This window comes from Cellulomonas fulva (assembly GCF_018531375.1).
GTDB lineage: Bacteria > Actinomycetota > Actinomycetes > Actinomycetales > Cellulomonadaceae > Cellulomonas > Cellulomonas fulva.
Genome location: NZ_JAHBOH010000001.1, coordinates 1,260,219 through 1,279,440, shown reverse-complemented (window position 1 = coordinate 1,279,440; position 19,222 = coordinate 1,260,219). Strand labels below are relative to the sequence as shown.

Annotated in this window: 27 protein-coding genes; 22 read left to right on the top strand and 5 right to left on the bottom strand. The window is 75.0% G+C overall.

The annotated features are described in order from the left end of the window. The first annotated feature begins 9 nt into the window (after window positions 1-9). The 5 genes from KIN34_RS05670 to KIN34_RS05650 all read left to right on the top strand — a co-directional run bounded on the left by KIN34_RS05670 (window position 10) and on the right by KIN34_RS05650 (window position 3,609). Entirely contained in the window at window positions 10-1,212 is a 1,203-nt protein-coding gene (locus KIN34_RS05670; RefSeq protein ID WP_214347900.1) for a PP2C family protein-serine/threonine phosphatase, read from the top strand. A 115-nt stretch (window positions 1,213-1,327) separates the two neighbouring features. Continuing rightward, window positions 1,328-1,669 carry a PadR family transcriptional regulator gene (locus KIN34_RS05665; protein ID WP_214347896.1) on the top strand — a complete coding sequence of 114 codons (342 nt, stop codon included), beginning with the start codon at window positions 1,328-1,330 and terminating at the stop codon, window positions 1,667-1,669. A gap of 1 nt (window position 1,670) precedes the next feature. After that, a complete protein-coding gene (locus tag KIN34_RS05660; RefSeq protein ID WP_214347893.1) occupies window positions 1,671-2,036 on the top strand; it encodes a DUF1048 domain-containing protein in 366 nt (121 codons plus the stop codon). After that, complete coding sequence (locus KIN34_RS05655; protein ID WP_214347890.1) at window positions 2,033-2,803, top strand: ABC transporter ATP-binding protein; 771 nt, start codon at window positions 2,033-2,035, stop codon at window positions 2,801-2,803. The genes KIN34_RS05660 and KIN34_RS05655 overlap by 4 nt, the downstream gene beginning before the upstream one ends. After that, window positions 2,800-3,609 (top strand): ABC transporter permease, encoded by an 810-nt coding sequence (locus KIN34_RS05650; RefSeq protein WP_214347887.1) that lies wholly within the window; start codon window positions 2,800-2,802, stop codon window positions 3,607-3,609. Before KIN34_RS05655 ends, KIN34_RS05650 begins: the two co-directional genes overlap by 4 nt. A 114-nt stretch (window positions 3,610-3,723) precedes the next feature. Here the strand turns inward: KIN34_RS05650 and KIN34_RS17305 are convergent, their stop codons facing one another. Beyond that, complete coding sequence (locus tag KIN34_RS17305; protein ID WP_307858253.1) at window positions 3,724-3,942, bottom strand: winged helix-turn-helix transcriptional regulator; 219 nt, start codon at window positions 3,940-3,942, stop codon at window positions 3,724-3,726. Between the two features lie 3 nt (window positions 3,943-3,945). Next, window positions 3,946-4,089 (bottom strand): winged helix-turn-helix transcriptional regulator, encoded by a 144-nt coding sequence (locus KIN34_RS17300; protein ID WP_307858106.1) that lies wholly within the window; start codon window positions 4,087-4,089, stop codon window positions 3,946-3,948. A 66-nt stretch (window positions 4,090-4,155) separates the two neighbouring features. Here KIN34_RS17300 and KIN34_RS05640 point away from each other — a divergent pair, with 66 nt between their 5' ends. From KIN34_RS05640 to KIN34_RS05625, 4 genes are all read left to right on the top strand, one after another. Beyond that, on the top strand, window positions 4,156-4,845 hold the full coding sequence (locus KIN34_RS05640; protein ID WP_214347884.1) for an SDR family oxidoreductase: 690 nt from the start codon (window positions 4,156-4,158) through the stop codon (window positions 4,843-4,845). 75 nt (window positions 4,846-4,920) lie between these two features. After that, a complete protein-coding gene (locus tag KIN34_RS05635) occupies window positions 4,921-5,496 on the top strand; it encodes a DUF2238 domain-containing protein (protein WP_214347881.1) in 576 nt (191 codons plus the stop codon). A gap of 32 nt (window positions 5,497-5,528) precedes the next feature. Further along, the gene (locus tag KIN34_RS05630; RefSeq protein WP_214347878.1) at window positions 5,529-5,831 is read left to right on the top strand and encodes an ArsR/SmtB family transcription factor; all 303 of its coding nucleotides are present in this window, start codon (window positions 5,529-5,531) and stop codon (window positions 5,829-5,831) included. Window positions 5,832-5,835: 4 nt separating this feature from the next. Next, window positions 5,836-6,225, top strand: a complete 390-nt coding sequence (locus KIN34_RS05625; protein ID WP_237689049.1) for a VOC family protein — start codon at window positions 5,836-5,838, stop codon at window positions 6,223-6,225. Window positions 6,226-6,228: 3 nt separating this feature from the next. Here the strand turns inward: KIN34_RS05625 and KIN34_RS05620 are convergent, their stop codons facing one another. Continuing rightward, on the bottom strand, window positions 6,229-7,008 hold the full coding sequence (locus KIN34_RS05620; RefSeq protein ID WP_214347875.1) for an SDR family oxidoreductase: 780 nt from the start codon (window positions 7,006-7,008) through the stop codon (window positions 6,229-6,231). Window positions 7,009-7,227: 219 nt separating this feature from the next. On the opposite strand from KIN34_RS05620, the gene KIN34_RS05615 reads away from it, so the two are divergent. The 5 genes from KIN34_RS05615 to KIN34_RS05595 all read left to right on the top strand — a co-directional run bounded on the left by KIN34_RS05615 (window position 7,228) and on the right by KIN34_RS05595 (window position 9,523). Continuing rightward, window positions 7,228-7,554 (top strand): YciI family protein, encoded by a 327-nt coding sequence (locus tag KIN34_RS05615; RefSeq protein WP_214347873.1) that lies wholly within the window; start codon window positions 7,228-7,230, stop codon window positions 7,552-7,554. 19 nt (window positions 7,555-7,573) lie between these two features. Further along, entirely contained in the window at window positions 7,574-7,927 is a 354-nt protein-coding gene (locus KIN34_RS05610; RefSeq protein WP_214347869.1) for a VOC family protein, read from the top strand. A gap of 55 nt (window positions 7,928-7,982) precedes the next feature. Continuing rightward, window positions 7,983-8,369 carry a hypothetical protein gene (locus KIN34_RS05605; protein ID WP_214347866.1) on the top strand — a complete coding sequence of 129 codons (387 nt, stop codon included), beginning with the start codon at window positions 7,983-7,985 and terminating at the stop codon, window positions 8,367-8,369. Window positions 8,370-8,432: 63 nt separating this feature from the next. Beyond that, entirely contained in the window at window positions 8,433-8,762 is a 330-nt protein-coding gene (locus KIN34_RS05600) for an ArsR/SmtB family transcription factor (protein ID WP_214347863.1), read from the top strand. Further along, a complete protein-coding gene (locus tag KIN34_RS05595; RefSeq protein ID WP_214347860.1) occupies window positions 8,759-9,523 on the top strand; it encodes a cation diffusion facilitator family transporter in 765 nt (254 codons plus the stop codon). The genes KIN34_RS05600 and KIN34_RS05595 overlap by 4 nt, the downstream gene beginning before the upstream one ends. Here the strand turns inward: KIN34_RS05595 and KIN34_RS05590 are convergent. After that, window positions 9,498-9,884 carry a MerR family transcriptional regulator gene (locus tag KIN34_RS05590; RefSeq protein WP_214347857.1) on the bottom strand — a complete coding sequence of 129 codons (387 nt, stop codon included), beginning with the start codon at window positions 9,882-9,884 and terminating at the stop codon, window positions 9,498-9,500. The genes KIN34_RS05595 and KIN34_RS05590 overlap by 26 nt on opposite strands. Window positions 9,885-10,063: 179 nt before the next feature. Here KIN34_RS05590 and KIN34_RS05585 point away from each other — a divergent pair, with 179 nt between their 5' ends. Continuing rightward, window positions 10,064-11,569 (top strand): SulP family inorganic anion transporter, encoded by a 1,506-nt coding sequence (locus KIN34_RS05585; RefSeq protein WP_307858252.1) that lies wholly within the window; start codon window positions 10,064-10,066, stop codon window positions 11,567-11,569. A gap of 53 nt (window positions 11,570-11,622) precedes the next feature. On the opposite strand, the gene KIN34_RS05580 is transcribed toward KIN34_RS05585, so the two are convergent. Next, on the bottom strand, window positions 11,623-12,264 hold the full coding sequence (locus tag KIN34_RS05580) for an NADPH-dependent F420 reductase (protein ID WP_214347851.1): 642 nt from the start codon (window positions 12,262-12,264) through the stop codon (window positions 11,623-11,625). A 116-nt stretch (window positions 12,265-12,380) separates the two neighbouring features. Here KIN34_RS05580 and KIN34_RS05575 point away from each other — a divergent pair, with 116 nt between their 5' ends. The 7 genes from KIN34_RS05575 (at window position 12,381) to KIN34_RS05545 (ending at window position 19,205) form a co-directional block, all read left to right on the top strand. Further along, entirely contained in the window at window positions 12,381-13,820 is a 1,440-nt protein-coding gene (locus tag KIN34_RS05575; protein WP_214347848.1) for a lipase maturation factor family protein, read from the top strand. Between the two features lie 23 nt (window positions 13,821-13,843). Then, window positions 13,844-14,677, top strand: a complete 834-nt coding sequence (locus KIN34_RS05570; protein ID WP_214347845.1) for a UbiA family prenyltransferase — start codon at window positions 13,844-13,846, stop codon at window positions 14,675-14,677. A 56-nt stretch (window positions 14,678-14,733) separates the two neighbouring features. Then, on the top strand, window positions 14,734-15,876 hold the full coding sequence (locus KIN34_RS05565; RefSeq protein WP_214347843.1) for a type III polyketide synthase: 1,143 nt from the start codon (window positions 14,734-14,736) through the stop codon (window positions 15,874-15,876). Beyond that, on the top strand, window positions 15,873-16,400 hold the full coding sequence (locus tag KIN34_RS05560; protein WP_214347840.1) for an isoprenylcysteine carboxyl methyltransferase family protein: 528 nt from the start codon (window positions 15,873-15,875) through the stop codon (window positions 16,398-16,400). Before KIN34_RS05565 ends, KIN34_RS05560 begins: the two co-directional genes overlap by 4 nt. 7 nt (window positions 16,401-16,407) lie before the next feature. Further along, window positions 16,408-17,454 (top strand): NAD(P)/FAD-dependent oxidoreductase, encoded by a 1,047-nt coding sequence (locus tag KIN34_RS05555; protein WP_214347837.1) that lies wholly within the window; start codon window positions 16,408-16,410, stop codon window positions 17,452-17,454. A 121-nt stretch (window positions 17,455-17,575) separates the two neighbouring features. After that, complete coding sequence (locus KIN34_RS05550; protein ID WP_214347834.1) at window positions 17,576-18,433, top strand: SDR family oxidoreductase; 858 nt, start codon at window positions 17,576-17,578, stop codon at window positions 18,431-18,433. Window positions 18,434-18,476: 43 nt separating this feature from the next. Continuing rightward, the gene (locus KIN34_RS05545) at window positions 18,477-19,205 is read left to right on the top strand and encodes a class I SAM-dependent methyltransferase (RefSeq protein ID WP_214347831.1); all 729 of its coding nucleotides are present in this window, start codon (window positions 18,477-18,479) and stop codon (window positions 19,203-19,205) included. The last annotated feature ends 17 nt before the right edge of the window (window positions 19,206-19,222 follow it).

The window sequence follows — 19,222 nt, the reverse complement described above, 5'->3', positions numbered from 1 at the left end:
GGAGAGCGCGTGGGGGCGCCACCGGTCGCCGGCGACGACGAGGCCTTCCACGAGGCCCTGCGCCGGGACGACCCGGAGCTGCTGTACGACCGTGCGCCGTGCGCGTACCTGTCGACCACGCCCGACGGCACGATCGTGCGGGTCAACGAGACCTTCCTGGCGTGGACCGGGCACCGGCGCGAGGACCTGGTGGGCCGGCGACGGTTCGTCGACCTGCTGCCGGTCGGGGACCGGATCTACCACGAGACGCACTACGCCCCGACCCTGCGCATGCAGGGCACGGCGCGCGAGATCGCGCTCGAGGTGGTGTGCGCCGACGGCCGACGGCTGCCCGTGCTGGTCAACTCCGTGCTGGACCGCGACGAGGACGGCACGCCGGTCGCCATCCGGACCGCCGCGTTCGACGCGACCGAGCGCCGCCGCTACGAGCGGGAGATGCTCGCCACGATGCGCCGTGCGGAGGAGTCCGAGGCGCGCGCGCTGCAGCTCGCCCAGACCCTGCAGCAGACGCTGATCCCACCGGCTCCCCCGCACATCCCCGGCCTCGACGTGGCCGCGGCGTACCGGCCCGCGGGGGACGGCCGGCACGTGGGCGGGGACTTCTACGACGTCTTCCAGGTCGCCACCGACGACTGGGTCGTGGTGCTGGGCGACGTGCAGGGCAAGGGCGCCGAGGCCGCCGTGGTCACCGCGCTGGCGCGCCACACGGTGCGCGCCGCGGCGGTCGACCACGCGTCACCGAGCGACACGCTGCGCGTCTTCGACCAGGTGCTCCGGCGCGCCGAGACCGAGCGGTTCTGCACCGTGGTGCTCGTGCGCCTGCGCCGCAGGGACGGCGTGTGGCGGGCGACGGTCGCGTGCGGGGGGCATCCGCGGCCGCTGCTGCGCCGGCCGGGGCGCCGTCCCGAGCCCGTGGGCGAGCACGGGTCGCTGATCGGCCTCCTCTCGGAGGTGCGCTTCACCGACACCGAGGTCACCTTGGGGCCGGGTGACGCGCTGGTGCTGTTCACCGACGGGGTGACGGAGGCGCGTCAGCGCCGCGGCACCCTCTACGGCAGCGGTCGGCTCGAGGACGTCGTCGACGAGCACCGCGGCTCTGCCGCCGACGTCACGGAGGCGATCCTCGCGGCCGTGATGACGTACCAGCGCGACGACGCGCGCGACGACATCGCCGTCGTCACCGTCGCCGTGGACGGCTCGCCCGCCGCCTGACCCGGCCCGTTCCCTCCGCCCGGAGAACCCGGGCTCTATTCAGTGTTGCCAAGTACCGGTACCTAGCGTTACCGTCTTCCAGTACTCAGCAACACACAGTAGAGGAGGTGGGTCCATGGCCAACCAGCTCACGGAGATGCTCAAGGGGACGCTCGAGGGCATCGTCCTCACGGTCCTCGCCCAACGGCCGGCCTACGGCTACGAGATCACGGCCCAGCTGCGCGACCAGGGCTTCTCCGACCTCGTGGAGGGCACCGTCTACGCCCTCCTGGTCCGGATCGAGCAGCGCGGGTTCGTGGACGTCGAGAAGGTCCCGTCGGAGAAGGGGCCGCCGCGCAAGGTCTACTCGCTCAACGCCACCGGGCGGGACCAGCTCGACGAGTTCTGGAGGACCTGGAGCTTCCTCGAAGAACGCATCGACCAGCTCCACCGCACGTACGCACCAGGAGAGGACTGACATGGTCGCCCGATGGATCGAGGCCCTGACGGGCTCGCTCGAGCAGAAGAAGCAGTACAAGAAGGACACCGCCCGGATCGACGCCCTCCCCGAGCCGTACCGCACGGCCGCCAAGGCTCAGCACCGGTACACGCTCTACTACGGCGGCACCACCGAGGGCGGCACGCTCGTCACCATGCTCGGCGACCTGGCCGACCTCTGGGAGCGCGCGGCGACCGACGGCACCCCCGTGCGGGACATCGTCGGCGACGACCCGGTCGCGTTCGCCGAGGCGTTCGCGCAGGCCTACAGCGGCGAGCAGTGGATCGACCGCGAGCGCGCCCGGCTCACCAAGGCCTTCGACGAGGCCGAGAAGGACGAGCGATGACCGCGCAGCCGGCCATCAGCGTGCGCGGCGTCGAGAAGCGGTTCAAGGACCACGCGGTGCTGCGCGGCGTCGACCTGGACGTCGCGGCCGGCAGCATCGTCGCCCTGCTCGGCTCCAACGGCGCCGGCAAGACGACGCTCGTGCGCATCCTCGCCACGCTGCTCCCGGCCGACGCCGGCACCGCCACGGTGCACGGCTTCGACGTCGCGCGGCAGCCCGACGAGGTGCGGGAGTCGATCAGCCTGACCGGCCAGTTCGCGGCGGTCGACGGGGTGCTCACGGGCCGGGAGAACCTGGTCCTCGTCGCACGGCTGCGGCACCTGCCCGACCCCGGCGCGGTCGCCGACGCGCTGCTCGCCCGGTTCTCGCTGACCGAGGCCGGCGGGCGGCGCGCGGCGACGTACTCCGGCGGCATGCGCCGCCGGCTGGACATCGCCATGAGCCTGATCGGCGACCCGCCGGTGATCTTCCTCGACGAGCCCACGACCGGCCTCGACCCGCAGGCGCGGCTCGAGGTCTGGGCGGCGGTGCGGGAGCTCGCCGCCGCCGGCACCACCGTGCTCCTGACCACGCAGTACCTCGACGAGGCCGAGCAGCTCGCCGACCGGATCGCCGTCCTGCACGAGGGGACGATCATCCGCAGCGGCACCCTCGCCGAGCTCAAGCGGCTCCTCCCGCCCGCCCGGGTGGAGTACGTCGAGAAGCAGCCCACGCTCGAGGACGTCTTCCTCGCTCTCGTCGCCACCCCCGGGAAGGACCCGTCATGAGCACGCTCGTCGCCACGCGCCCGCGTCCCGCGGCCACGGGCCGCGCCGTCCGCACCGTGCAGGACACCGTCGCCCTCACCGGCCGCTCGCTGCGGCACGTGCTGCGCAGCCCCGACACGATCATCACGACCGCGGTCACGCCGGTCGCCCTCATGCTCCTGTTCACGTACGTGCTCGGCGGCGCGATCAGCACCGGCTCGTCGCAGTCCTACATCGACTACATGCTGCCGGGCATCCTGCTCATCACGATCGCGTCGAGCGTCGCCTACACCGCCTACCGCCTGTTCCTCGACCTGCAGGACGGCATCGTCGAGCGGTTCCGGTCGATGCCGGTCGCCCGGCCGAGCGTCCTGTGGGCGCACGTCCTGACCTCGCTGGCCGCGACCCTCGCGTCGCTCGTCGTCGTCGTCGCGGTCGGGCTGGTGATGGGCTTCCGGACGGGGGCGTCGGTCGGCGCGTGGCTCGCGGCCACGGGCGTGCTGGTGCTGTTCACGCTGGCGCTGACCTGGCTCGCCGTCCTGGCGGGGCTCTCGGCCAAGACCGTGGACGGCGCGAGCGCGTTCAGCTACCCGCTCATCTTCCTGCCGTTCATCAGCTCCGCCTTCGTCCCCACGGACTCGATGCCCGGCCCCGTGGCCTGGTTCGCCGAGCACCAGCCCGTCACGGCGGTCGTCGACACGCTGCGCGCGCTGTTCGCGCAGGAGCCCGTCGGGGGCGGCATCGGGGTGGCGCTCGCCTGGATCCTCGGGGTGCTGGTGCTCGCCTACGTCGGCGCGGTCCGGGCGTACCGGCGTCGGGTCGGCTGACCCGACGGGGGCCGTCCGCGGACCTGCGTGGCGGACCTGCTCAGCGGACCTGCTTGGCGGACCTGCTCGGTGGACCTGCTCGGCGGGGCGCGTGCCGGCCGCGTCGCCCGGGCGTCAGAGCCCGGGCGCCCCGGCGGCGGCGCGGGCGCGCTCGATCTCCGGCACGTGCGTCTCGGCCCAGGCCCGCAGGGCACCGAGCGGGCCGAGCAGCGAGCGGCCGAGCGGCGTCAGCGCGTACTCGACGTGCGGCGGGTTGCCGCCGCGGTCGTCCCGCACGACGAGCCCGTCGTGCTCCATGGCCCGCAGCGTCTCGGTCAGCGCCTTGGGCGTGATGCCCTAGATGTAGGCCTTCAGCTGCGTGAACCGCAGCGGTCCGGCCTCGAGCGCGGTGACGACGAAGACCGTCCACCGGGCCCCGATGCGGTGCAGCACGGTGCGGCTCGGGCAGGTCGCCGCCATCACGTCGTACGCCTGGCCCACCGGTCACCCGCTCTCGTCGTCGGTAGCGTTGAAGATACCGGTATCCGATCTATACCGTCCACGACCATGACAGATGAGCTCCTGGACCAGCGCGCCCTCGTCATCGGCGCGAGCCGTGGGATCGGTGCCGAGATCGCCCGCCGCGTGCGGGCGGCCGGCGGCGAGGCCGTCGTGGCCTCGCGGCACGACGACGCCGACCTCCGGCTCGACGTGCTCGACGAGGCCTCGATCGCGGCGGCCGCACGGTCCGCCGGCACCGTCGACCACGTCGTGTCCACGGCCTCGGCGCCGCACGACGCCCCGGTCGCCGACCTCGACGCCGAGGGCGTGGTCACCGCGCTGCGCGCCAAGGTGGTCGCCCCGCTGCTCGTCGCGAAGCACTTCGCCCGCCGCCTCGCGCCGGGCGGCTCGATGCTCTTCTTCTCGGGCGTCGTCGGCTGGCGGCCGCAGCCCGGCAAGGTCGTCACGGGCGTCGCGAACGGCGCGCTGGCCCACGTCGTGCGGCACCTCGCGGTCGAGCTCGCGCCCGTGCGGGTCAACGCGATCGCGCCCGGCATCGTCGACAGCGGCACGTGGGACCGGTGGGGCGACGCGGGCCGCGCGGCCGTGCTCGAGCGGGCGGCGCGCGACTCGCTGGCGGGGCGGCACGGGACCCTCGCCGACGTCGCCGACGCGGTCGTCTGGCTGCTCGGCGCCGGGTACGTGACCGGCGAGGTCCTGCACGTCGACGGCGGGACGCGGCACGCACGGCCGTGACGAGCCGTCCCGCGTAGCCTCGGTCCCGGCGCCCGACCGCACGCGAGGACCGGGCCGCCGGACCGGGGGTGGACGATGACGCGGAACGTGCCCGTCCGGGCGCTCCTCGACCCCCCGGTCGAGGGCGCGGTCCGGGTCGCGGTGCTGGTCTCGATCGTGCTCGCGGTGCTGGTGCGCGGACCGGTGGGCGCGGCGCTGTTCCTGCTCGTCGCCGCGGGCATGACCGTCCCCCGGCTCGCGCGCGCGCCCGGCACGCTCGGGGCCGCGTACGGCGTGGGCCTGCTCGCGGCCGCCTGGTGCGGGGCCCTGGACCTCTACGAGGCGGTGTGGTGGCTCGACGGCCTGATGCACCTCGTCGTCACGGGCCTCGTCGCCGCCGTCGCGCACCTGCTCCTCGCCCGGCGGACGGGCGCGGTGGTCGACCCTTCGAGCCCGGCCGCCCCGGCCGCCTGCGCGGCGGTCACGCTGACCGTCGGCCTCGCGCTCAGCGCGGTGTGGGAGCTCGCCGAGTACGCGGGTCACACCTACCTCGACCCCTCGATCTACGTCGCCTACGGGGACACGATCGCGGACATGGCGCTCGGCGGGCTGGGCTCCGCCGTCGCCGGCGCGGCGCTCCTGCGGGTCCGACGGCGTCCCGCCACCTCTTGACAGGCAAGTTGCCACTTGCCTATAACGGTGCCGTGGTCGACGACGCCGGACCCGCCGACGCGGCGCTCTTCCGGGCTCTGGCGGACGCGACGCGTCGCACCATCCTCGACGAGCTGACCGAGAGGGACGGCCAGACGCTGTTCGAGATCTGCGGACGCCTGTCCGTGCGGCACGGGCTGACGTCCTCCCGCCAGGCCATCTCCCAGCACCTCGCGGTGCTCGAGGAGGCGGGTCTGGTGCACAGCCGGCGGGAGGGCCGGCACAAGCTCCACCACCTCGACACGGGTCCGCTGCGCGCGGTCGTGGAGCGGTGGCCCATCGACCCGACGGAGTGAGCTGATGATCCGGATCAACGTGACGAGCGTGCTCGTCGACGACCAGGCCAAGGCGCTCGCGTTCTACACCGAGAAGCTCGGCTTCCAGAAGAAGACCGACGTCCCCGCCGGCGAGGCCCGGTGGCTCACCGTCGTCTCGCCCGCGGACCCCGACGGGGTCGAGCTGCTCCTGGAGCCCGACGGCCACCCCGCGGCCGGCGCGTTCAAGGAGGCGCTGGCGGCCGACGGGATCCCGTGGACCCAGTTCGCGGTCGACGACGTGCCCGCCGAGGTCGAGCGGCTCAAGGCGCTGGGCGTGCACTTCACGCAGGACGCGACCGACCTGGGCCCCGTGGTCACCGCCGTGCTCGACGACACCTGCGGCAACCTGATCCAGCTCGCCGCGATGACGTAGCGCTCACACGACCAGCGACTGCCCGCCGTCGACGAAGACCTCGGTGCCCGTGACGTGGCTCGCCGCGTCCGAGACCAGGAACGCGATCACGTCCGCCACCTGGTCCGCGGTGCCGGGCTCGCTCCCGGTCAGCGGGATCTGCCCGTCGGGGTACTCCGTGCGCACCCCGAGCCGCTCGGTGTTCCGGGCCTCGGTGTTGTCGCCGATCTCGGTGTCGATCGCCCCCGGGCAGACCACGTTCACGCGCACGCCGCGCGGCGCCAGCTCGACCGCGATCATCCGCGCGAAAGCGAGCTGTCCGGCCTTGCTGGTCGCGTACGCCGACGCGCCGGAGTTGGAGAACGTCCGGGTGCCGTTGATCGAGGACACGACGACGACCGCGCCGCCCTGGCGCAGCAGGAGCGGCAGCGCGAGCCGGACGGTGAGGAAGGTGCCCGTGAGGTTGGTGGCGATCGTGCTCTCCCACTCCTCCGGCTCGAGCTCCTCGAGCGGCGCCCACACGCCGTTGACGCCCGCGTTGGCGACCACCACGTCGAGCCGCCCCAGCTCGCTCTCGACCCGGTCGACGGCCGCGCGCACCGCGGTCGCGTCGGCGACGTCGGCGGCCAGCGGCAGGGCGGTCCCGCCGGCCGCGCGGATCTCGGCCGCGGCCTCGTCGGCGCTGTCCTGGCTGTGCCCGAGCGGGACGACGGTCGCCCCGTCGCGCGCCAGGCGGAGCGCGGCCGCGCGGCCGATCCCCGATCCCGCCCCGGTCACCAGGGCGACCTTGCCCGTGAGCGTCATCGCGCGTCCTCTCGTCGTCGGCGCGTTCGACGCTAGCCGCGCACCGGGTGCCGCGCCCGACGAGCCTTCGACGAGCACCGACGAGCACCGACGAGCACCGACGAGCACCGACGAGCACCGACGAGCACCGCCGCCTGAGCTGTCGAATCCGGGCGGGGTCGTTCGTCATGCTGGTGACGGGCCGCCGCGGCGGCCGGAGGACGAGCACGGGAGAGCGACATGCAGTACCTGGTCAACGTGGTCTACGACCGCACGACGACCGCGACGGACGCGGAGATGACGGCCATCGACGCGTTCAACGACGGCCTCCGGGAGCGGGGCGCCTGGGTGCTCGCCGGCGGGCTCGCGGCGCCGCAGCACGCCACGGTGATCGACGCGCGCGGTGACGGCGTCCCCACCGTCACCGAGGGGCCGTTCGTCGAGACCGCGGAGTTCGTGGCGGGGTTCTGGGTGATCGAGGCACCGGACGACGCGACGGCGCTCGAGCTGGCGACCGCGGGGTCGCACGCGTGCCACCGGAAGGTCGAGGTCCGCGCGTTCCTCTGACCCGGTGCAGGATGGCCGCATGGAGCGCGTCCTGGGCATCGGTGGCTACTTCTTCCGCTCGGCCGACCCCGCGGCGCTCGCCGCCTGGTACCGCGAGCACCTGGGGCTGGCGCCCGACGAGGACGGCGCGTGGGCTCAGGAGGCGGGACCGACCGTGTTCGCGCCGTTCGAGGCCGGGACGGACTACTTCGGGTCCCCCGCTCAGCAGGCGATGCTCAACTTCCGCGTGCGCGACCTCGACGCGATGCTCGCGCAGCTGCGTGCGGCGGGCGCCGACGTCTCCGACGAGGTGCAGGACATGGCGGGCGTCGGCCGGTTCGGCTGGGTCACGGACCCCGAGGGCAACCGCATCGAGCTCTGGCAGCCGGCCTGACCGACAGCGCCCGACAGCGCCCGACAGCGCCCGACAGCGCCCCTACGATCGGACGATGCCGCAGGAGAGCTGGATCGAGCACCGCCGCCCGGGCGACCGCGAGCGGCTCGGGTGGATCCGCCCCGAGGGCGACGGCTTCGTCGCCCTCGACGCGCTCGGCCGTCCGGTGACCGGCGAGGTCGACTGGCTGACCGCCGAGGAGGCGCTCGACGAGCGCGGGCTGCGCTGGCTCGCCGACCTCTGGCAGCTGGACCAGCCGGACGGCACCCGCGAGCGCGTCCGCATCGTCGAGGTCACGCCGGAGCGCGTCGTCGTGAAGGTCGACGACCTCGGCGCGGTCGACGTCGTGACCGCGACGCACGTGCTGCCGTTCCCCGCGCCCGACGAGCTGCGCCCGTTCGAGGGCGACGCTGCGACGTTCCCGGGCCTCGCGCACGGCTGACACCGACCGGGCCGCACCGGCCGAGGGTGTCGACAGTTCACGTTTGCGTGTACCGTCGGCGGTATGGCGACCGCGACGCTGACGCACACGGCCGCGCTGTCCCGGCTGGGGCACGCGCTGTCCGACGAGACCCGCACCCGGATCCTGCTCGCGCTGCGCGAGGCGCCGGCGTACCCGTCGGACCTCGCGGACGCCCTGGGCGTGTCCCGCCAGGTGATGTCCAACCAGCTGGCCTGCCTGCGCGGGTGCGGGCTGGTCGAGGCGATCCCCGACGGCCGGCGCACCTGGTACCGGCTCGCGGACGCGCACCTGGCGCCCGCGCTCAACGACCTGCTGCAGCTCGTCCTCGCCGTCGACCCGACGTGCTGCGACGGCGCGTGCACCTGCGCATGAGCGTGCTCCCGGCCGGCCCGCGCGCGCTCGACGACGCGCGCCGCGCGGTGCTCGAGCGGCGCATCCGCGGCGTCGTCGCCGCGACGATCGCCTACAACATGGTCGAGGCGGCGGTGGCGCTGGTCGCGGGTCGCGTGGCCTCGTCGTCGGCGCTGATCGGCTTCGGCCTCGACTCGGTGGTCGAGGTGCTCTCCGCCGCCGCCGTCGCGTGGCAGTTCGCGGGCCCGGACCCCCGCGCGCGGGAGCGCACCGCGCTGCGCGTCGTCGCGGTCTCGTTCCTCGGCCTCGCGGCGTTCGTCACGGTCGACGCCGTGCGCACGCTCGTCGGCGCCGCGGAGCCCGAGCACTCCACGGTGGGGATCGTCCTCGCGGCGGTCTCGCTCGCGGTGATGCCCGGGCTCTCGTGGTTCGAGCGCCGCACGGGGCGCGAGCTCGGCTCCGCCTCGGCCGTCGCCGACTCGCGGCAGACGCTCATCTGCTCCTACCTGTCGGGCGTCCTGCTCGTCGGGCTGGTGCTGAACAGCACTCTCGGCTGGTGGTGGGCCGATCCCCTCGCGGCCGTGGTGATCGCGGGCTTCGCCGTGCGCGAGGGGCTCGAGGCCTGGCGCGGGGATGCGTGCTGCACGCCGGTCGCGGCCCTGCTCGTCCCGTCGGACGGGCGCCCGTCCGACGAGGAGTGCGGCGACGACGGGTGCGCCGACGGCTGCTGCTCGGGCGACGGACCCGGACCGGGGGTCAGCGGGCGCGCAGCAGGGCGATGAACTCGTCGGCCATGTCGAGCTTGCGGGCCAGCTCGGCGCGCTGCTCCTGCGCGCGCGTGACGTACTCGGCGAGGCGCTCGCGCGCGTGCGGCGCACCCTCAGCCGGTCCGGCCAGGTCGTCGACCAGCGTGAGCAGCTCGGCCATCTCCTCGAGCGTGAACCCGAGCGGCTTCATGCGGCGGATGAGGAGCAGCCGGTCGACGTCGGCCTCGGTGTAGAGGCGGAACCCGCCGTCCGTCCGGCCGCTCGGGCGCAGCAGCCCCACCTCGTCGTAGTGCCGCAGCGTGCGCAGCGAGAGTCCCGTCTGCTCGGCGACCGCGCCGATGTGCATGGTGGCCTGCGGGGCGCTGGGGACGGTCATGCGCCCAGTGTCCCAGGCCGCGCCGGGTTCGAACCTACCCTTACGTCACGGTAGAGTCTGCGCCTGCGGGGCGACGCCCCGACCCCTCCCCTTCCCGAACGGATCCCTTCCGCGTGCCCACCGACGCCCCGCTGCCCGACGCCCCCGCCGGCGTCCCGACGACCAGCACCCCGGCCCGCGTGCCGACGACCGGTGCCCCCGAGGCCGACGCGACGCACTCGGTGCTCGCCGCCCTCCGCTCGCCCCGGCGTCTGCGCACCGAGGTGCTGGCCGGGCTCGTCGTCGCCCTGGCGCTGATCCCCGAGGCGATCGCGTTCTCGATCATCGCGGGCGTGGACCCTCGGCTCGGGCTGTTCGCGTCGTTCACCATGGCGGTCTCGATCGCGTTCCTCGGCGGCCGCCCCGCCATGATCTCCGCGGCCACGGGCTCGGTCGCGCTGGTCGTCGCGCCGGTCGCACGCGAGCACGGCGTGGACTACCTGGTCGCCACCGTGATCCTGGCCGGCGTGCTCCAGGTGCTGCTCGGGCTGCTGGGCATCGCCAAGTTCATGCGGTTCATCCCGCGGTCCGTCATGGTCGGGTTCGTCAACGCGCTCGCGATCCTGATCTTCCTGTCCCAGCTGCCGCACCTCGTCGACGTCACGTGGGTCGTGTACCCGATGGTCGCGGTGGGCATCGTCGTGATGGTGCTGCTGCCCCGCTGGACCACCGTGGTCCCGGCACCCCTGGTCGCGATCGTGCTGCTCACGGCGGCGGCCGTGCTCGCCTCGCTGGACGTGCCGACGGTCGGCGACGAGGGCGAGCTGCCCACGTCCCTGCCCGCCCTGCTGGTCCCGGACGTGCCGTTCGACCTCGACACGCTGCGGGTCGTCGCGCCGTACGCGCTCGCCGTGGCGCTCGTCGGGATCCTCGAGTCGCTGCTGACCGCCAAGCTGGTCGACGACGTCACGGACACGCACTCGGACAAGACCCGCGAGGCGTGGGGCCAGGGCGCCGCGAACGTGATCACGGGCTTCTTCGGCGGCATGGGCGGCTGCGCGATGATCGGCCAGACCATGATCAACGTGAAGGCGTCCGGCGCGCGCACGCGGATCTCGACGTTCCTCGCCGGCGTGTTCCTGCTGGTGCTGGTCGTGGGGCTCGGGGACGTGGTCGCGATCATGCCGATGGCCGCGCTCGTCGCGGTGATGGTCATGGTGGCCGTCGGGACGTTCGACTGGCACTCGGTGCGCCCGGCCACCCTGCGCCGCATGCCGCGGTCGGAGACGGCCGTGATGGTCGCGACCGTCGCCGTGACGGTCGCCACCAGCAACCTCGCGTACGGCGTCCTGGTCGGCGTGGTCGCGGCCATGGTCCTGTTCGCGCGCCGGGTCGCGCACGTCACCACGGTCACGCGGCTCGACACCGACGACGACGACGGGCAGCGGGTGTACGCGGTGCAGGGCGAGCTGTTCTTCGCCTCGTCGAACGACCTGGTCTACCAGTTCGACTACGCCGGCGACCCCGGCCGCGTGGTGATCGACATGAGCGACGCCCACGTGTGGGACGCGTCGACGGTCGCCACGCTGGACGCGATCACGCACAAGTACGCGACCAAGGGCAAGACCGTCACGATCGTCGGGATGAACCCGGAGAGCGCCGCCCGGCACGAGCGCCTCGCGGGCAGCCTGGGCGCCGGCCACTGACGCACCGGCGTCCCCCGGGCCCGGGACGGGCGCCGGGGGACGGGTAGGCCGGGTCAGACGGTGCGCGGAGCCAGCGCGAGGTTCGCGACGAGCTCCTCGCGGTTCTGCCGCACGACGTAGGCCGGCCGGTCGCGCTCGACGCGCCACGACTCGCTGAGCGGCGACACGTCGACCGTGTCGAAGCCGATCGCGTCGTACAGGTCGGTCACGAGCGCGACCGCCTCGGGGAAGTCGCTCGACGTCGCGAGCGCGCGGCGGTCCGGCGTCCCCGCGGGCGTGCCGTCGGTCGTGATGTCCGCGGCCATGATGTGGTTGAAGGCCTTGACGACCTTCGACGTCGGCAGGTGCTCCTGGAGGAGGCCGGCGGTCGTCGCCTCACCCCGGTCGAGGGCCTCGATGTGCCCGTCCCGCTCGAAGTAGTAGTTGTTCGTGTCGATGACGACCTTGCCCGCGAGCGGCTCGACGGGCACCTGCTCCAGCGCCTTGAGGGGGACGGTCACGACGGCGACGTCGGCCGCCTCGGCGGCTTCCTGCGCGGTCGCGGCCCGCGCCTTGGGGCCGAGCTCCGTGACCAGGTCGGTGAGCGTCTCCGGACCGCGCGAGTTCGCGATCACGACGTCGTGCCCGAGCGCGATGACCGCGCGGGCGACCTGGCTGCCGATGTTGCCTGCTCCGATGATGCCGAAAGTGGTCATGGTCCACGTCAACGCGACCGGGCGCGAGCCATTCCCGCCGGCGGCCGTGACGTGCGTTGGCAGCGGGGGCGCGGCTCGGCGACGCTGGTGGCGGGGCCTCACCGGGAGGTGGTCACGTGGGCTGGTTCGGCGCCGAGGGCTACACGGTGGGCCGTGCCGTGGCCCAGCACGGGGTCGCGGCGGTCTACGCGATCGCGTTCGTCGTGGTGCTGCGCCAGTTCCGGCCGCTGCTGGGCGAGCGCGGGCTGCTCCCCGTCCCCCGGTTCGTCGAGCGGGTCCCGTGGCGCCGCTCCCCGAGCCTGTTCCAGTGGCGCTACTCGGACCGCCTGCTGGTGGGTGTCGGGTGGGCCGGGCTCGTCGTGGCCCTCGCGCTCGTCGTCGGGCTGCCGCAGCAGGGGCCGCCGTGGGCGCCGATGGTCGCGTTCCTGGTCCTGTGGGCCCTGTACCTGTCGGTCGTCAACGTCGGGCAGGTGTTCTACGGGTTCGGGTGGGAGTCGCTGCTGCTGGAGGCCGGGTTCCTGGTGGCCTTCCTGGGGTCCGACGAGGTCGCGCCGCCGCTGCCGGTCCTGGTGCTCCTGTGGTGGCTCGTCCTCCGCCTCGAGCTCGGCGCCGGACTCATCAAGTGGCGGGGCGACCCCGCGTGGCGGGACCTGACCGCGCTGTACTACCACCACGAGACCCAGCCGATGCCGGGGCCGGCCAGCCGCCTGTTCCACCTGCTGCCCAGACCGCTGCACCGGGTCGAGGTCGCCGCCAACCACGTCGCGCAGCTCGTCGTGCCGTTCTTCCTCCTCGTGCCCGGCACGGTCGCGAGCACGGCCGCGGGGGTCCTCGTCGTGACGCAGCTCTGGCTCGTGCTCTCGGGGAACTTCGCGTGGCTCAACTGGCTGACCATCGTGCTCGCGTGCGCGGCGATCGACGACCGCGCCTGGGGCGTGCTGCTCGGGATCGACGTCGCGCCGGCCTCCGGCACCGGGCCCCCGTGGTTCGTCGTCCTGGTGCTCGCCGCGAGCGCGCTGTGCGTCGTGCTCAGCTGGTGGCCGGCGCGCAACCTCGTCTCCCGCCGGCAGCTCATGAACGCGTCGTTCAACGTCTGGCACCTGGTCAACGCCTACGGCGCCTTCGGCAGCATCACGCGGCAGCGCACCGAGGTCGTCGTCGAGGGGACGCTGGACCGCGACCCCGCCCAGGCGACGTGGCGCGAGTACGAGCTCCACGGCAAGCCCGGGGACGTCCGGCGCCTCCCCCGGCAGTTCGCGCCGTACCACCTCCGACTGGACTGGGGGATGTGGTTCCTGGGGCTCGGCTCGTCCGCCCAGCTCGGCTGGTTCGTGCCGTTCCTGGGACGGCTCCTCGAGGCCGACGCGCCCACGCTCCGGCTCCTGCGCGTCGACCCGTTCGACGGCGCTCCCCCGCGCTGGGTGCGCGCCCACCTCTACCGCTACCGGTTCGCGCGGCCCGACGAGCGTCGCGCCACCGGGCAGCGCTGGGTCCGCGAGGACCGGGGCCTCATGATCGACGCGGTCGACGCCGCGCGTCTCCGGCGGGTCCGCTAGCACCCTGCGTGCAAGGGTGTGCCATGCCCGCAGCCCGGACCGCGAGCGCGCTGGTCCGCGCCTCGCACCTGCCGCCGACCGTGGCCGTCACCGCGTTCGCCGCCGCGTACGCCGGGGGCGTCGGGGCGCCTGCGTCGACGGTCGTCCTCGTCGGGCTCGCCGTGCTCACCGGTCAGCTGTCGGTCGGCTGGTCGAACGACTGGATCGACGCGTCGCGGGACACCGCCGTGGGGCGCACCGACAAGCCGGTCGCGACCGGCGGCCTGGCCGTGCGCACCGTGCGCACCGCCGCCCTGGTCGCCGTGGCGGCCTGCGTCGTGCTGTCGTTCGCGCTCGGTGCCGCGGCCGGCGCGGTGCACGTCGTGGCCGTCGCGTCGGCGTGGGCGTACAACGTGCGGCTCAAGTCGACCGCGTGGTCCTGGGCGCCGTACGCGCTGTCGTTCGGGCTGCTGCCCTCGGTCGTGACGCTCGCGCTCGATCCCGCGCGGTTCGCGCCGGTCTCGACCACCGCCGCCGCCGCGCTGCTCGGCGTCGGGGCGCACCTGGCCAACGTCCTGCCGGACCTGGAGGACGACGCGGCGACCGGCGTGCGCGGGCTGCCCCACCGGCTCGGCCGGCGGCGGACCACGCTCGCGGCCGTCGCGCTGCTCGTCAGCGCCACCGCGCTCGTCGTGCTCGGCCCGCCCGGCGGGCCGGGCGGGCCGGGCGTCGCGGGGGCAGGCGCGCTCGTCGCCGCCGTGGCGCTGGGCGTCAGCGCGGCGGCGGTCGCGGTGCGCCGCCCCACGAGCCGCTACCCGTTCCTGGCGGCGATCGGCGTGGCGGCCGTGACGGTCGCGGTCCTGGTCGCCACGGCCTGACGCACCCGTGCCCCGCTCACGCGGCGGGCGTGGGCGCCGCGTGCGACGATCCCGACATGTCCCGGATCGTGGCGGTCGCACCCGTGCTGCCCGCGCACGCCTACGCACAGGCGGAGATCGCCGCGGAGCTCGCGACCATCGTCACCGCCGACCCCACGCGGCGCGCCCTGCTGACCCGGCTGCACGCGTCCTGCGGGATCGACCGGCGCCACCTCGCGCTGCCGCTCGAGCGGTACCGGTCGCTCGGCTCGTTCGACGAGACCAACGCCCTGGCGCTCGAGCACGGCCTCGCGCTCGCGGAGCGCGCGGTGCGCGACGCGCTGGCGGCCGCCGGCCTGGAGCCGCACGACGTCGACCACCTGATGCTCACCACGGTCACGGCGGTCGGGGCGCCCTCGATCGACGCGATGCTCGTCGACCGCGTCGGGCTGCGGGCCGACGTGACGCGGCTGCCGAGCTTCGGCCTCGGCTGCGCGGGCGGCGCCGCCGGCCTCGCCCGGGTGCACGACCACCTGCTCGGCCACCCGGACCAGGTCGCGCTGCTCGTCTCGGTCGAGCTGTGCTCGCTCACGCTCCAGCGGGACGACGACTCGACCGCGAACCTCGTCGCGAGCGGGCTGTTCGGCGACGGCGGCGCGGCCGTCGTGATGGCGGGTGACCGGCGCACGGCGCCGCGGGGGGCGCCGGCCGCCGCACGCGCGGCGTGGTCCGGGGCCCCGCGCGTCGTGGGCTCGCGCAGCATGCTCTACCCCGGCTCCGGCGACGCGCTGGGCTGGCGCGTCGGCTCGTCCGGGCTGCGGATCGTGCTCTCGGGCGGGCTGCCGGACACGATCCGCGCGCACGTCGCCGACGACGTCAAGGCGCTGCTGACCGCGCAGGGCGCGGTGCCGGACGACGTGACGGCGTGGCTGGTGCACCCCGGCGGGCCCAAGATCCTGGACGCGGCGCAGGAGGCGCTCGGGCTGCCGGCCGACGCGCTCGCGCCGTCCCGGGCGAGCCTGGCGCGGGCGGGCAACCTGTCGTCGGCTGCGGTGCTCCACGTCCTCGCGGACGCCATGGCGACCGAGCGGGCCGGGCCGCTGGGTGCGGGCTCGGCCGGCGGGGCGCTCGGTGTGGTCGCCGCCTTCGGGCCGGGTGTGGGGGCCGAGCTCGTCGCGCTGCGCTGGCCGTCCGCAGGGCACGTGAGGGCCACCCCGTGAGCGTCGCGCTGTACGTGGCGCTCGTCGTTGCGACCGGCGTCGAGCGGCTCGTCGAGCTCGTCGTGTCCGCGCGCAACGCGCGGTGGTCCTTCGAGCGTGGCGGGCGAGAGAGCGGGCGCGGGCACTTCCCGGCGATGGTCGCGCTGCACACCGGGCTGCTGGTGGCGTGCATCGCGGAGGTGGTGCTCGCCGACCGACCGTTCCTGCCGTTGCTGGGGTGGCCCGCGCTCGTCGTCGTGCTCGCCTCGCAGGCGCTGCGGTGGTGGTGCATCACGGTGCTGGGGCCGCGGTGGAACACGCGCGTCATCGTCGTCCCGGACCTGCCGCTGGTGACCCGCGGGCCGTACCGCTGGCTCTCCCACCCCAACTACGTGGCGGTCGTCGCCGAGGGCATCGCGCTGCCGCTCGTGCACACCGCGTGGGTCACGGCCCTGGCGTTCACCGTGCTGAACGCGGTGCTCCTGCTGGGCTTCCGCATCCCCGCCGAGGAGCGGGCGCTGGCGGCCGCGCGGCCGGCGGCCTGACGCGGCCGTGGGCTCGTCGGACGCGTACGACGCCGACGTGCTCGTCGTCGGGGGCGGGCCGGTCGGGCTCGCCGCGGCGATCGAGGCACGGCTCGCGGGCCGCACCGCGCTGGTGCTCGAGCCGCGGCCCGGACCGGTGGACAAGGCGTGCGGCGAGGGGCTGATGCCGGGGGCGCTCACGTCGCTGGCGCGGCTCGGCGTCGACCCGGCCGGCCACGCCCTGTCCGGCATCGCGTACGTCGGGGGCGAGCGGCGCGTCGAGCACCGGTTCGTCGGTCCGGCGGGTCGCGGCGTGCGGCGCACGGTCCTGCACGCCGCGCTGGCCGAGCGCGCGGCCGGCCTCGGCGTCGCACGGGTGCCCGTGCGCGTCACGTCGCTGGACCAGGACCCGTCCGGCGTCGTCGTCGGGGACCTGCGGGGCCGGTACCTGCTCGCGTGCGACGGGCTGCACTCGACCGTGCGCCGGCTGACCGGCCTGGAGCGGCCCGCGCGACGAGGCGTGCGGACCGACCGTCGCCGGTTCGGGCTGCGCCGGCACTACCGGGTCACGCCGTGGGGCGACCTGGTCGAGGTGCACTGGGCCCCGCACGCCGAGGCGTACGTGACTCCCGTCGCGCCGGGGCTCGTCGGGGTCGCGGTGCTGGGGCCGGCGCACACCGACCTCGCGGCCACCCTCGCGGCGCTGCCGGAGCTCACCGAGCGGCTGGGCGGCGCCGAGCCCGACGGCCCGGTGCGCGGCGCCGGCCCGCTGCGGCAGCGCACCGCCGCGCGGGCGACCGGCCGCGTGCTGCTCGTCGGCGACGCGTCGGGCTACGTCGACGCGCTCACCGGCGAGGGGCTGCGCGTCGGGCTCGCGCAGGCCGCGGCCGCGGTCGCGCACCTCGACGACCCGCACGGCTACGAGCAGGCCTGGGCCCGGGCGACGCGGGACTACCGCGTGCTGACGTCGGGGCTCGTCGCCGCCGCGACCTCACCTGCGCGCCGCGGGATCGTCCCCCTGGCCGCCGCGCTGCCCGGCCTCTACGGCGCGATCGTCGAGCGCCTGGCCCGGTGAGCCCGAGCGGCCGCACCTCCGCGCTCCCGCCCGCCCTCACCCGGGTCCCTTGCGCGTGTGGGTGGGCGTATGGGGAGGCAGCGGGGTGGAGCGGGGCGCCGAGAGGAGGCAGCATCGGGTGATGAACTCTGCACCTGTCGCCGTCACCGGCGCGACCGGGTACGTGGGCGGCCGGGTCGCGCGGCTGCTCGACGAGGCCGGCGTCGCCCAGCGCCTGCTGGTGCGGGACCCGCAGAGCGCACGGGTGCCGCGGCTGCCGACCGTCACGGACGTCGTGGCGGCGTCCTACACCGACCGTGACGCGTGCGCGCGGGCGCTGCACGGGGTCGAGGTGGCGTTCATGGTCTCGGGGCACGAGGCGCCGGACCGCGTCGACCAGCACCGCGCCTTCGTCGACGCGGCCGCGGCCGCCGGGGTGCGGCACGTCGTCTACCTGTCGTTCCTGGGCGCGGCGCCCGACGCGACGTTCACGCTCGCGCGGGACCACTTCGCCACCGAGGAGCACCTGCGCGCGTCGGGCATGGCGTCCACCGCGCTGCGGGACGCGCTCTACCTCGACTTCCTGGAGCTGATGGTCGGCGAGGACGGCGTGATCCGCGGCCCCGCGGGCACCGGCCGGTGCGCGGCGGTGGCGCGCGACGACGTGGCGGAGGCGGCCGCGGCCGTCCTCAGGCAGCCGGAGCGCCACGCGGGGCGCACCTACGACCTCACCGGCCCGGCGGCGGTGACGCTCGCCGAGGTCGCCGCGACGATCGCGCGCGTGCGGGGCCGGGACGTCGCGTTCCACGACGAGACCGTCGAGGAGGCGTACGCGTCGCGCGCCCGCTACGGCGCGCCGGACTGGCAGGTGGACGCGTGGGTCAGCACCTACACGGCCATCGCGAGCGGTGTCATGGCCCACCCCTCCCGGGCCGTCGAGGAGCTCACGGGCCACCCCCCGCGCTCCCTGGAGGACGTGCTGCGCGCGACGGCACCCTGACCCGCACCGCCTCCCCCGCCGGGCAGCGGCTACCGTGCGGACCGTGGCCGACGCGATCTTCGAGGACCCCCTGCTGGCGCGGTTGTACGACCCGCTGGACCCCGACCGGTCGGACCTGGACGCGTACCGGGCACTCGTCGACGAGCTCGGGGCGCACCGCGTCCTCGACCTCGGGTGCGGCACGGGCACGTTCGCGACGATGCTCGCGGCCGACGGGCTCGACGTGGTGGGGGTCGACCCGGCGACCGCGTCGCTCGACGTGGCGCGCGGCAAGCCCCACGCGTCCCGGGTCCGCTGGCTCGACGGGGACGCCGGCGTCCTGACCGAGGTCGACCCGGTCGACCTCGTCGTGATGACCGCGAACGTGTTCCAGGTGTTCCTCGACCGGGACGCGGCGCTGCGCACGCTCGTCGCGGTCCGGGAGGTGCTGCGGCCGAGCGGCCGGCTGGTCTTCGAGACGCGCGACCCGCGGCGCCGCGCGTGGGAGGCGTGGACGCCCGAGCAGAGCCGGACGCGCACCGAGGTCCCCGGTCTCGGCGAGGTCGAGGCGTGGGTCGAGGTCACCGCGGTCGAGCCGCCCCTCGTGACGTTCCGCTGGTCGCACCTGGTCCCCGGCACCGGCCTGGTCACGTCCGACTCCACGCTGCGGTTCTGGACGCTCGACGAGGTGCGCGGGCTCGTCGCCGACGCCGGCCTGGACGTCGACGAGGTCCGCGACGCGCCCGACCGCCCGGGCCTCGAGCACGTCGTCGTCTGCCGTCGGACGCGCTGACCGGTACCGGGGGCTCC

Excerpts from the sequence above, each read along its gene's own strand:
- KIN34_RS05625 (WP_237689049.1), top strand. The coding sequence starts at position 5,836 with ATGATCCGGATCAACGTGACGAGCGTGCTCGTCGACGACCAGGCCAAG.
- KIN34_RS05600 (WP_214347863.1), top strand. The coding sequence starts at position 8,433 with ATGGCGACCGCGACGCTGACGCACACGGCCGCGCTGTCCCGGCTGGGG.
- KIN34_RS05595 (WP_214347860.1), top strand. The coding sequence starts at position 8,759 with ATGAGCGTGCTCCCGGCCGGCCCGCGCGCGCTCGACGACGCGCGCCGC.
- KIN34_RS05550 (WP_214347834.1), top strand. The coding sequence starts at position 17,576 with ATGAACTCTGCACCTGTCGCCGTCACCGGCGCGACCGGGTACGTGGGC.
- KIN34_RS05635 (WP_214347881.1), top strand. The coding sequence starts at position 4,921 with ATGACGCGGAACGTGCCCGTCCGGGCGCTCCTCGACCCCCCGGTCGAG.
- KIN34_RS05640 (WP_214347884.1), top strand. The coding sequence starts at position 4,156 with ATGACAGATGAGCTCCTGGACCAGCGCGCCCTCGTCATCGGCGCGAGC.
- KIN34_RS05655 (WP_214347890.1), top strand. The coding sequence starts at position 2,033 with ATGACCGCGCAGCCGGCCATCAGCGTGCGCGGCGTCGAGAAGCGGTTC.
- KIN34_RS05665 (WP_214347896.1), top strand. The coding sequence starts at position 1,328 with ATGGCCAACCAGCTCACGGAGATGCTCAAGGGGACGCTCGAGGGCATC.
- KIN34_RS05615 (WP_214347873.1), top strand. The coding sequence starts at position 7,228 with ATGCAGTACCTGGTCAACGTGGTCTACGACCGCACGACGACCGCGACG.
- KIN34_RS05570 (WP_214347845.1), top strand. The coding sequence starts at position 13,844 with ATGCCCGCAGCCCGGACCGCGAGCGCGCTGGTCCGCGCCTCGCACCTG.
- KIN34_RS05650 (WP_214347887.1), top strand. The coding sequence starts at position 2,800 with ATGAGCACGCTCGTCGCCACGCGCCCGCGTCCCGCGGCCACGGGCCGC.
- KIN34_RS05610 (WP_214347869.1), top strand. The coding sequence starts at position 7,574 with ATGGAGCGCGTCCTGGGCATCGGTGGCTACTTCTTCCGCTCGGCCGAC.
- KIN34_RS05565 (WP_214347843.1), top strand. The coding sequence starts at position 14,734 with ATGTCCCGGATCGTGGCGGTCGCACCCGTGCTGCCCGCGCACGCCTAC.
- KIN34_RS05580 (WP_214347851.1), bottom strand. The coding sequence starts at position 12,264 with ATGACCACTTTCGGCATCATCGGAGCAGGCAACATCGGCAGCCAGGTC.
- KIN34_RS05605 (WP_214347866.1), top strand. The coding sequence starts at position 7,983 with ATGCCGCAGGAGAGCTGGATCGAGCACCGCCGCCCGGGCGACCGCGAG.
- KIN34_RS05620 (WP_214347875.1), bottom strand. The coding sequence starts at position 7,008 with ATGACGCTCACGGGCAAGGTCGCCCTGGTGACCGGGGCGGGATCGGGG.
- KIN34_RS05590 (WP_214347857.1), bottom strand. The coding sequence starts at position 9,884 with ATGACCGTCCCCAGCGCCCCGCAGGCCACCATGCACATCGGCGCGGTC.
- KIN34_RS05660 (WP_214347893.1), top strand. The coding sequence starts at position 1,671 with ATGGTCGCCCGATGGATCGAGGCCCTGACGGGCTCGCTCGAGCAGAAG.